The following is an 11,167-nucleotide window of genomic DNA, read 5'->3' on the forward strand; positions in this document are numbered from 1 at the left end:
CTCCAGCTCTTGGCGGGCCTGTTCGATCTGCAGGTTCTTCGCCTCGATGTCCCGGTTCTGCGTGGCCAGCAGGGTGGCCTTCTCCTCCAGCTCCGCGTTGGACCGCTGCAGCTCGCCCTGGCGGACCTGCAACTCGTCGGAGCGGACGCGCAGTTCCTCGGCCAGTCGCTGGGACTCGCCGAGCAGTTCGTCGGTGCGGGCGTTGGCGAGGATGGTGTTGACGTTGACGCCGATGGTCTCCCGCAGTTGCCCCAGGAAGTCCTGGTGGATCTGGGTGAACCGGGTGACCGAGGCCAGCTCGATGACGCCGAGCACCTGTTCCTCGACGGTGAGGGGCAGCACCGTCAGCGAGGTCGGAGTCGTCCTGCCGAGCCCGGACGAGATGGTCACGTAGTCGGCCGGGAGTTCGTCCACGGTGATGGTGCGGCGGTTGCGTGCCGCCTGGCCGATCAGGGTGTGGCCGAGGGGAACGCGCTCGAGGCGGTCGCCGTCGGCGGGAGCGCCGTAGGAGCCGATGAGCCGCAGCTCCACGCCGGTGCCGGTCTCCTCGGTCAGGTAGAACGCCCCGTACTGCGCGGAGACCAGCGGCGTCAGCTCGTCCATGATGAGTTCGGCGACGACGTCCAGGTCCCGGTGTCCCTGCATGAGGGAGGACACCCGGGCCAGGTTGGACTTCAGCCAGTCCTGTTCCTGGTTCGCCTGTGTCGTGTCCCGCAGGGACTCCACCATCGCGTTGATGTTGTCCTTGAGCTCGGCCACCTCGCCGGAGGCGTCCACCGTGATCGACCGGGTGAGGTCGCCCTCGGCGACGGCACTGGCCACCTCGGCGATCGCCCGCACCTGCCGGGTCAGGTTGCCGGCCAGCTCGTTCACGTTCTCGGTGAGCCGCTTCCAGGTACCCGAGACACCCTCGACCTCGGCCTGCCCGCCGAGCCGGCCCTCGCTGCCCACCTCCCGGGCCACGCGGGTGACCTCGGCGGCGAACGACGAGAGTTGGTCGACCATCGTGTTGATGGTGGTCTTGAGTTCCAGGATCTCGCCGCGCGCGTCGACGTCGATCTTCTTGGACAGGTCGCCGTTGGCGACAGCCGTGGTCACCAGCGCGATGTTGCGGACCTGCCCGGTCAGGTTGTTCGCCATCGAGTTGACGTTGTCGGTGAGGTCCTTCCACGTGCCGGCGACGTTGGGCACATGGGCCTGGCCTCCGAGGCGGCCCTCGGTGCCGACCTCCCGGGCCACGCGGGTCACCTCGTCCGCGAAGGCGGACAGGGTGTCGACCATGGTGTTGATCGTCCCCGCCAGCGCGGCGACCTCGCCCTTGGCCTCCACAGTGATCTTCTGCGACAGGTCGCCGCGGGCCACGGCCGTGGCCACCTGGGCGATGGAGCGGACCTGACCGGTCAGGTTGGAGGCCATCACGTTGACGTTGTCGGTGAGGTCCTTCCAAGTGCCCGACACCCCGCGCACGGTGGCCTGGCCGCCGAGGTTGCCCTCGGTGCCCACCTCACGGGACACCCTGGTGACCTCGTCGGCGAAGGAGGACAGTTGGTCGACCATCGTGTTGATGGTCTCCTTCAACTTCAGGATCTCGCCCCGCGCGTCCACGCGGATCTTCTGCGACAGATCGCCCTGTGCCACCGCCGTGGTCACCTCGGCGATGGAGCGGACCTGGGCGGTCAGGTTGTCCGCCATGAAGTTCACCGAGTCGGTGAGGTCGCGCCAGGTGCCCCGCACGCCCTTGACGTCGGCCTGCCCGCCGAGCCTGCCCTCCGTACCCACCTCCCGCGCCACACGCGTGACCTCGTCCGCGAACGCCGAAAGCTGATCGACCATCGTATTGATGGTGTTCTTCAACTCCAGAATCTCGCCCCGGGCGTCGACGGTGATCTTCTGCGACAGATCCCCCTTGGCGACGGCGGTGGCCACCTGGGCGATGGAGCGCACCTGCCCGGTCAGATTCCCCGCCATGAAGTTCACCGAGTCGGTCAGGTCACGCCAGGTGCCCCGCACGCCCTTGACGTCGGCCTGCCCGCCGAGCCTGCCCTCCGTACCCACCTCCCGCGCCACACGCGTGACCTCGTCCGCGAACGCCGAAAGCTGATCGACCATCGTATTGATGGTGTTCTTCAACTCCAGAATCTCGCCCCGGGCATCGACGTCGATCTTCTGCGACAGATCCCCCTTGGCGACGGCGGTGGCCACCTGGGCGATGTCACGCACCTGGGTGGTCAGATTGCCGGCCATGGCGTTGACCGAGTCGGTCAGGTCGGCCCATGTTCCGGAAACCCCGGGTACCTGGGCCTGACCGCCCAGCGTGCCCTCGGTACCGACCTCGCGTGCCACACGGGTCACCTCGGAGGTGAACAGCGACAACTGGTCGACCATGCCGTTGAACACGGACGCGATCTCACCGAGCAGGCCGCCGGCCTCTTCCGGCAGCCGGGTGCCGAAGTCGCCGTCGCGTACGGCCGTCAGCCCGGCCAGCAACCGCCGTAGCTCCGGCTCCCCCGGCACCACGCCCGGATCCTGGATCGCGGTCCCCGCCTTGTCCATGCTCTCCCTCTCCCCGAACGCCCCACGGCATTCGCTCCGACATTCAGACCTGCCGTCAACTGTCGGAATTCTTGCCCCCCACCGGCCGCTACGAACGCCCTTATCGTATGGCCAGGCTGGCCCCCGGCTTGATTCCAGCAAGTATTGTCACGCGACAACGGCCGAAGGTCGACCGGCAAGCCTTCCGGTAATCGACGGGGCTACAATCACCTGTTCGCATGAGCAACGGAAAGAATCAAATATCGTGTCGACTCGGCGTCTTCGCCGATTCGATTGGGATCGGTATCGTCCGCCCCGATGCCCGGGTCCGCGCCTCAGCGGCCCGCACGAGGAGGAGCACCATGGCCGAGCGCCGGCAGAAAAACGCGTCGGACGACGGGTCCGAGTCGCCGGCACTCGAGGCGCGTGGGGCGAGCACGCGTGACACGGTGCGGCTCGCGGTGGTCATCGGTGCTCTCGGCGTGGTCTTCGGCGACATCGGGACCAGCCCGATCTACACCCTCCAGACGGTGTTCAACCCGAGCGACCCGCACCCGGTGCCGGTCAGCACGGACAACGTGTACGGGGTGGTGTCCCTGGTGTTCTGGTCGGTGATGATCATCGTCACGGTCACCTACGTGCTGCTGGCGATGCGCGCCGACAACGACGGCGAGGGCGGCATCATGGCGCTGATCACCCTGCTGCGACGGTGGAGTTCACAGCGTGGGCGTCGGGGCGCCGCCGCACTGGCCGCCCTGGGCATCTTCGGCGCGTCGCTGTTCTTCGGCGACAGCATGATCACACCGGCGATCTCGGTGCTGTCCGCGGTCGAGGGCCTCAAGGTCGTCCAGCCGTCACTGGAGGACGCGGTCGTGCCCATCACCGCGGTGATCATCGTGCTCCTGTTCCTGGTGCAGCGCAGGGGAACCGCGGCGGTGGGCCGGGTGTTCGGCCCGGTCATGATCGCCTGGTTCGTGGCCATCGGCGCGTGCGGCGTCGTGGGCATCGCCGACCACCCGGACATCCTCAAGGCGCTGTCACCGACGTATGCGCTGGGCTTCCTGTTCGGCCATTGGGGCACCGCCTTCTTCGCCCTGGCCGCGATCGTCCTCGCGGTCACCGGCGCCGAGGCGCTCTACGCCGACATGGGGCACTTCGGCCGCCGGGCGATCACCCGGGGCTGGCTGTTCCTCGTCCTGCCCGCGTGCGTCCTCAGCTACCTGGGCCAGGGCGCGCTGATCCTCGACGACCCGGACAACATCAGCAGCCCGTTCTTCCTGCTCGTGCCCGGCTGGGGACGCTGGCCGATGGTCCTGCTCGCCACGGCGGCGACCGTGATCGCCTCCCAGGCGGTGATCACCGGGGCGTACTCGGTCGCCTCCCAGGCGGCCCAGCTCGGCTATCTGCCGAGGCTGCGCATCGCGCACACCTCCGAATCCACCATCGGCCAGATCTACGTCCCCTGGATCAACTGGCTCCTGATGGTCTCGGTCCTCACCCTGGTCTTCGCCTTCCGCGCCTCCGAGGCGCTGGCCTACGCGTTCGGCATGGCCGTCACCGGCACCATCACCATCACCACCCTGCTGTTCTTCTACGTCGCCCGTGCCAAGTGGGGTACGCCCCGTTGGCTGCTCGCCGCCGGCGCGGGCGTGCTCCTCTTCGTGGACCTGCTGTTCGTGGCGGCCAACATGACCAAGCTCGTCCACGGCGCGTGGCTGCCGCTGCTGATCGGCCTCACCGCGTTCACCGTCATGACGACCTGGCAACGTGGCCGGGAACTCGTCACCGCGGAACGGGCGCGCCAGGAAGGCCCGCTGCCCCAGTTCATCGAAGACCTCCGCGCGGGAGAGGAGCCGACGGTCCGGGCGCCCGGCACGGCCGTCTTCCTGAACCGGGGGAAGGAGACCGCGCCCTTGGCGATGGTGGCCAACGTCGAGCACAACCACGTGCGGCACGACCATGTCGTGATCCTGTCCATCAGGACCGAGCCCGTGCCCCGTGTCCAGGCCGACCAGCGGATCGCCGTGGACGACCTGGGGTACGCCGACGACGGGATCATCCACGTCACCGCCCGGTTCGGCTACATGGAGACACCGGACGTGCCCGGCACCCTGGCCCTGCTCGACCCGGCCGATACGGAAGGACCACTGCAGCTCGACCAGGCGTCCTACTTCCTGTCGAAGATCGAGCTCCGGCGCGGCAAGGCCTCGACGATGGCGCCCTGGCGCAAGCGGCTGTTCATCGCCACCTCCTACATCACGGCCGACGCCGCCGAGTACTTCGGCCTGCCCCGCGACCGCACGGTCATCATGGGCTCGCAGGTCGAGGTGTAGGGCGGCTGCCGCTACGAGGCCGACTCCGCTGCCGCGGGGTGCGTCTCCGTAGCGCTGGAAGGGTTCGAAGATGCGGTCCTTGGACTCGTCGGGGACGCCGGGACCGCGGTCGATCACCCGGACCTCCACTCGGTCGGCGAGGGCACTCGCCTTCACGAGCACGGGGGTGCCCTGGGGGCTGTACTTGACGGCGTTCTCCACGACGTTGGCGACGGACCGCTCCAGCAGGCCCTTGTCCACGTGGACCATGGGCAGCGTCTCGGGGATGTTCAGCTCCACGCTGTCCTCCGGGACGCCGCCCAGTGCCATCGGCACCACCTCGTCGAGGTCGGCCTCGCGGATGATCGGGGTGACGGTGCCGGTCTGGAGCCGGGACATGTCGAGGAGGTTGCCGACGAGGAGGTCGAGGCGGTCGGCGCCTTCCTCGATCGCTTCGAGGAGTTCGGCCTGGTCCTCCTCCGACCAGGCCACGTCGTCCGACCGCAGGGACGAGACCGACACCTTGATGCCCGCGAGCGGTGTGCGCAGGTCATGGCTCACGGCGGCGAGCCGCGCGGTGCGGATGCGGTTGCCCTCGGCCAGTTCCTTGGCCTGGTCGGCCTCGTGCCGGAGACGCTGCCGGTCCAGGACGACGGCTGCCTGGGCGGCGAACGCGGCGAGCACCCGGCGGTCCTCGGCCGGCAGGACGCGGCCGGTCAGCGCCAGGGCCATCAGCTCTTCGTCACGAGGTCCTTGAGGGCGATGTTGAGCTCCAGGACGTTCACCCGGGGCTCGCCCATGAAGCCGAGGGTGCGGCCCTCCGTGTGGTCCTCGACCAGCCGGTCGACCTGGGCGACGGGCAGGTCGTTCTTCGCCGCGACCCGGTGGACCTGGAGCTCGGCGTAGGCCGGGGAGATGTCCGGGTCGAGGCCGGAGCCGGAGGAGGTGACGGCGTCGGCGGGCACCTGGGACGGCCTGACCTTGTGATCGGCCGTGGAGTTCTCCTTGACGACCTTGGCCTTGGCCTCCTCCACCGACTTGATCAGCTTCTCGTTGTCGGCGGAGAGGTTGGTGGCGCCCGAGAGAATCAGCTTGTACTGGGTGTTGATCGAGTTGGTCCCCAGTCCGTTCGCCGGCCGCGGCTGGAAGTAGTCCAGGCTGTAGCCCTGTTGGCCGATCAGGGACGATCCGACGACTCTGCCGTGTGACTCGATTTCGGAGCCGTTGGCCTTGTTGTTGAACAGGCCCTGGGCGATGCCGGTGACGACCAGTGGGTAGATGACGCCGGTGACCAGGGTCAGCACGAGGAGGGCCCGCAGGGCCGCTCCGAGCAACCGGGCGGTGTTCGCGAAAGAGTTGTTCATGTCCTTCACCCGATCCCGGGGATCAGCGAGATGAGCAGGTCGATGAGCTTGATGCCGATGAACGGCGCGATCAGCCCGCCGATTCCGTAGACGGTCAGGTTGCGGCGCAGCAACTTGTCTGCGCTGACGGGCCGGTAGCGCACGCCCTTCAGTGAGAGCGGCACCAGCGCGATGATGATCAGCGCGTTGAAGATCACGGCCGACAGGATCGCGGAGTCCGGTGAGGACAGGCCCATGATGTTGAGCCTGTCCAGGCCCGGGTAGACCGCCGCGAACAGCGCCGGGATGATCGCGAAGTACTTCGCCACGTCGTTGGCTATGGAGAACGTCGTCAACGCGCCCCGGGTGATGAGGAGTTGCTTGCCGATCTCGACGATCTCGATGAGCTTCGTCGGGTCGGAGTCGAGGTCGACCATGTTGCCGGCCTCCTTGGCGGCCGACGTGCCCGTGTTCATGGCCACGCCGACATCCGCCTGCGCGAGGGCCGGGGCGTCGTTGGTGCCGTCGCCGGTCATCGCGACCAGCTTGCCGCCCGCCTGCTCACGCTTGATGAGGGCCATCTTGTCCTCGGGCGTGGCCTCGGCGAGGAAGTCGTCGACCCCGGCCTCCTCGGCGATCGCCTTCGCGGTCAGCGGGTTGTCACCCGTGATCATGACGGTCTTGATGCCCATGCGGCGCAGTTCCTCGAACCGCTCCCGCATGCCGTCCTTGACCACGTCCTTGAGGTGGATGACGCCCAGGATCCGTGCACCGTCGAGGTCCTCGACAGCGACCAGCAGCGGGGTGCCGCCGTCCTCGGAGATGCGGTGGGCGCTCGCGTCCGCGTCGTCGGCGACGGTGCCGCCCCGCTCCTGTACCCAGGCGATGACCGAACCCGCCGCGCCCTTGCGGACCTTGCGGCCGTCGACGTCCACGCCGGACATACGGGTCTGGGCGGTGAACTCGATCCACTGGGCGTGCGCGAGCTCCCCCTGGTGGCGCTCGCGCAACCCGTACTTCTCCTTCGCCAGGACGACGATGGAGCGGCCCTCGGGCGTCTCGTCGGCCAGCGAGGAGAGCTGGGCGGCGTCGGCGAGTCGAGCCTGGGTGGTGCCGCTCACCGGCACGAACTCGGCGGCCTGGCGGTTGCCGAGCGTGATGGTGCCGGTCTTGTCGAGCAGCAGGGTCGAGACGTCACCGGCGGCCTCGACCGCCCGGCCGGACATCGCGAGCACATTGCGCTGCACCAGCCGGTCCATGCCCGCGATGCCGATCGCGGACAGCAGGGCGCCGATGGTCGTCGGGATGAGGCAGACCAGGAGGGCGACCAGCACGACCATCGTCAGATGGGTGCCCGCGTAGTCCGCGAACGGCGGCAGCGTGGCGCAGGCCAGCAGGAACACGATCGTCAGCGAGGCGAGCAGGATGTTCAGCGCGATCTCGTTCGGCGTCTTCTGCCGTGCCGCGCCCTCGACCAGACTGATCATCCGGTCGATGAAGGTCTCACCCGGCTTCGTCGTGATCCTGATGACGATGCGGTCGGACAGCACCTTCGTCCCGCCGGTGACCGCCGAGCGGTCGCCGCCCGACTCCCGGATCACCGGGGCCGACTCACCGGTGATCGCCGACTCGTCCACGCTCGCGACGCCCTCGACGACATCGCCGTCACCGGGGATGACGTCACCGGCCTCGCAGACGACCAGATCGCCGATGCGCAGCTCGGTACCGGGGACCCGCTCTTGCGCACCGTCGGTGAGCAGCCGGCGGGCGATCGTGTCGGTCTTGGCCTTGCGCAGGGTGTCCGCCTGCGCCTTGCCACGGCCCTCGGCGACCGCCTCCGCCAGGTTGGCGAAGACCACCGTCAGCCACAGCCAGGCACTGATCGCCCAGCCGAACCAGTCCCCCGGTTCCGTGAAGGAGAAGACGGTCGTCAGGACCGAGCCGATCCACACCACGAACATCACGGGCGACTTGACCATCACCCGCGGGTCGAGCTTGCGGAAGGCGTCCGGCAGCGACGTGACCAGTTGCTTGGGATCGAAGAGGCCGGCACCGACCCGGCCCTCCTTGTGACCGGTCGGGACGTCCTGGTGCGGCGCCCGGGTGGGAGTGGTGGCTGTGGACATGGAGTCCTCTTGCTTCGTTACGTCGGTCGTCATGACGCCAGCCCCTCGGCCAGCGGACCCAGCGCGAGTGCCGGGAAGTAGGTCAGACCCGTGATGATCAGGATCGCCCCGACGAGGAGCCCGGTGAACAGCGGCTTCTCGGTGCGCAGGGTGCCCGCGGTCACGGGCACGGGCTTCTGCTCGGCCAGCGAACCGGCCAGCGCCAGTACGAACACCATCGGCAGGAAGCGGCCGAGCAGCATCGCGAGGCCGAGGGTGCCGTTGAACCACTGCGTGTCCGCGTTCAGACCGGCGAACGCCGAGCCGTTGTTGTTCGAGGCGGAGGTGTAGGCGTAAAGGATCTCGGAGAATCCGTGCGCCCCGCTGTTCGTCATCGAGTCGGCCGGGGTCGGCAGGGCCATCGCGAAGGCGGTGAAGACGAGCACCAGCGCCGGGGTGATCAGGATGTAGCAGGCCGCCAGCTTGATCTCGCGGGTACCGATCTTCTTGCCCAGGTACTCGGGCGTACGGCCGACCATCAGGCCGGCGATGAACACCGCGATGACCGCCATGATCAGCATGCCGTACAGGCCGGAACCGGTGCCGCCGGGCGCGATCTCGCCCAGCATCATGCTCAGCATCGTGATGCCGCCGCCCAGGCCGGTGAAGGACGAGTGGAAGGAGTCCACCGCGCCGGTCGAGGTGAGCGTGGTAGCCGTCGCGAAGATCGAGGACGCTCCGACGCCGAACCGGACCTCCTTGCCCTCGTACGCCCCGCCCGCGGCCTGGAGTGCCGGGCCGTGGTGGGCGAACTCGGTCCACATCATCAGGGCCGTGAAGCCGATCCAGATGGTGGCCATGGTGGCGAGGATCGCGTAGCCCTGCCTGACCGAGCCGACCATGACACCGAAGGTGCGGGTCAGCGCGATTGGGATCACCAGGATCAGGAAGATCTCGAAGAGGTTCGTGAACGGAGTGGGGTTCTCGAAGGGGTGGGCGCTGTTGGCGTTGAAGTAGCCGCCGCCGTTGGTGCCGATCTCCTTGATGGCCTCCTGCGAGGCCACCGCCCCGCCGTTCCACTGCTGCCGGCCACCCATGAACTGGCCGACCTCGTGGATGCCGGAGAAGTTCTGGATCGCGCCGCACGCCACCAGCACGATCGCGGCGGCCACGGACAGCGGCAGCAGGATCCGTAGGACACCGCGCACGAGGTCCGACCAGAAGTTGCCCAGCTCACCGGTCCGCGAGCGCGCGAACCCGCGCACCAGCGCCACCGCCACCGCGATGCCGACGGCCGCGGAGACGAAGTTCTGCACGGCCAGGCCGGCGGTCTGCACGACGTGGCCCATGGCCTGTTCGCCGTAGTACGACTGCCAGTTGGTGTTGGTGACGAAGGAGGCGGCGGTGTTGAAGGCCTGGTCCGGGTCGATCGCCGCGAAGCCCAGCGAACCCGGCAGGACGCCCTGGAGGCGCATCAGCAGGTACAGGAAGAGCACACCGATCACCGAGAAGGCGAGCACGCCCCGCAGATACGCCGGCCAGCGCATCTCGGTGTCGGGGTCGGCACCGATGGCCTTGTAGATCCACTTCTCGACCCGCAGGTGCTTCTTCGAGGAGTAGACCTTGGCCATGTAGGTGCCGAGGGGGATGTAGACGAGCGCCAGGGCGGCGATCAGGGCGAGCAACTGGAGCACGCCGGCCGGTACGGGGCCCATGGCGGATCTCAGAACCTCTCCGGGAAGAGCAGGGCGAGGACGAGATAGCCCAGCAGGGCGACGGCCACGACCAGGCCGACGATGTTCTCGGCGGTCACAGCTTCGTCACCCCCTTGGCGATGAGGGCCACCAGCGCGAAGACCGCGGGCACGGCGACGACGAAGGCCAGATCGGCCATCGCGAGCTCCTAGGAGAGGTTCGAAACAGACACGGACGATTAGAGGAAACCGCCTCTATGGCCGGAATCGAGCCTCGTTGACGTCTCCCTGACGGCGACGCCGACGTCTTTGACGCAGCTCTGACGCGGTCAGCGCTCACCCCCCCCCAGCCGGGCGCTCGAGCGGGGTGCGGGACGACGTCCCGCACCCGATGGACGACGGCAGAAGCCGGAGTCGGAGCGGTCAGTCCTCGCCCTCGAGGTTTCCTTCCGTCTCCAGGTAGACCTGGCGCAGCCCCTCCAGCACCGCCGGATCGGGCTTCTCCCACATCCCCCGCGACTCGGCCTCCAGCAGCCGCTCGGCGATGCCGTGCAGGGCCCAGGGGTTGGCCTGCTGGAGGAACTCGCGGTTGGTCTCGTCCAGGACGTAGGTCTCGGTGAGCTTGTCGTACATCCAGTCGGCGATCACGCCGGTCGTGGCGTCGTAGCCGAACAGGTAGTCCACCGTGGCGGCCAGCTCGAAGGCGCCCTTGTAGCCGTGGCGGCGCATCGCCTCGATCCACTTGGGGTTGACCACGCGGGCGCGGAAGACACGCGAGGTCTCCTCCACGAGGGTGCGGGTGCGGACCGTCTCGGGGCGGGTCGAGTCGCCGATGTACGCCTCGGGCGCCGTGCCGCGCAGGGCGCGGACCGTGGCGACCATGCCACCGTGGTACTGGAAGTAGTCGTCGGAGTCGGCGATGTCGTGCTCGCGCGTGTCCGTGTTCTTCGCGGCTACCTCGATGCGCTTGTAGGCCGTCTCCATCTCCTCGCGGGCCGGGCGGCCCTCGAGTTCGCGGCCGTAGGCGTAGCCGCCCCAGACCGTGTAGACCTCGGCCAGGTCGGCGTCCGTGCGCCAGTCGCGGGAGTCGATGAGCTGGAGCAGACCGGCGCCGTAGGTGCCGGGGCGGGAGCCGAAGATGCGGGTGGTGGCGCGGCGTTCGTCGCCGTGTTCGGCCACGTC

7 protein-coding genes and 1 pseudogene are annotated in these 11,167 nt (G+C 68.4%); 1 reads left to right on the plus strand and 7 read right to left on the minus strand.

Annotation, left to right across the window (positions count from 1 at the left end):
* The coding region (locus tag ACFTZL_RS32265; protein WP_382589930.1) for a HAMP domain-containing protein at positions 1-2,553 on the minus strand (2,553 nt) is incomplete at its 3' end.
* Between the two features lie 341 nt (positions 2,554-2,894).
* On the opposite strand from ACFTZL_RS32265, the gene ACFTZL_RS32270 reads away from it, so the two are divergent.
* Complete coding sequence (locus ACFTZL_RS32270) at positions 2,895-4,865, plus strand: potassium transporter Kup (protein ID WP_382589933.1); 1,971 nt, start codon at positions 2,895-2,897, stop codon at positions 4,863-4,865.
* Here the strand turns inward: ACFTZL_RS32270 and ACFTZL_RS32275 are convergent.
* From ACFTZL_RS32275 to ACFTZL_RS32300, 6 genes and pseudogenes are all read right to left on the minus strand, one after another.
* Positions 4,776-5,576: pseudogene (locus ACFTZL_RS32275) on the minus strand (sensor histidine kinase); the annotation flags it as partial. The gene ACFTZL_RS32270 and the pseudogene ACFTZL_RS32275 overlap by 90 nt on opposite strands.
* A complete protein-coding gene (locus ACFTZL_RS32280) occupies positions 5,576-6,208 on the minus strand; it encodes a potassium-transporting ATPase subunit C (protein ID WP_382589936.1) in 633 nt (210 codons plus the stop codon). The gene ACFTZL_RS32280 and the pseudogene ACFTZL_RS32275, both read right to left, overlap by 1 nt.
* 5 nt (positions 6,209-6,213) lie before the next feature.
* Positions 6,214-8,346 carry a potassium-transporting ATPase subunit KdpB gene (gene kdpB, locus ACFTZL_RS32285; protein WP_382589939.1) on the minus strand — a complete coding sequence of 711 codons (2,133 nt, stop codon included), beginning with the start codon at positions 8,344-8,346 and terminating at the stop codon, positions 6,214-6,216.
* Positions 8,343-10,007, minus strand: a complete 1,665-nt coding sequence (gene kdpA / locus ACFTZL_RS32290) for a potassium-transporting ATPase subunit KdpA (protein ID WP_382589942.1) — start codon at positions 10,005-10,007, stop codon at positions 8,343-8,345. The genes kdpB and kdpA overlap by 4 nt, the downstream gene beginning before the upstream one ends.
* Before the next feature lie 8 nt (positions 10,008-10,015).
* Positions 10,016-10,105, minus strand: coding sequence for a K(+)-transporting ATPase subunit F (gene kdpF, locus ACFTZL_RS32295; RefSeq protein ID WP_037727062.1), 90 nt, complete (start codon positions 10,103-10,105; stop codon positions 10,016-10,018).
* A gap of 303 nt (positions 10,106-10,408) precedes the next feature.
* The coding region (locus tag ACFTZL_RS32300; RefSeq protein WP_382589945.1) for a cobaltochelatase subunit CobN at positions 10,409-11,167 on the minus strand (759 nt) is incomplete at its 5' end.

The sequence above is a fragment of the Streptomyces sp. NPDC056948 genome (assembly GCF_042674225.1).
GTDB classification, from domain to species: domain Bacteria; phylum Actinomycetota; class Actinomycetes; order Streptomycetales; family Streptomycetaceae; genus Streptomyces; species Streptomyces purpurascens.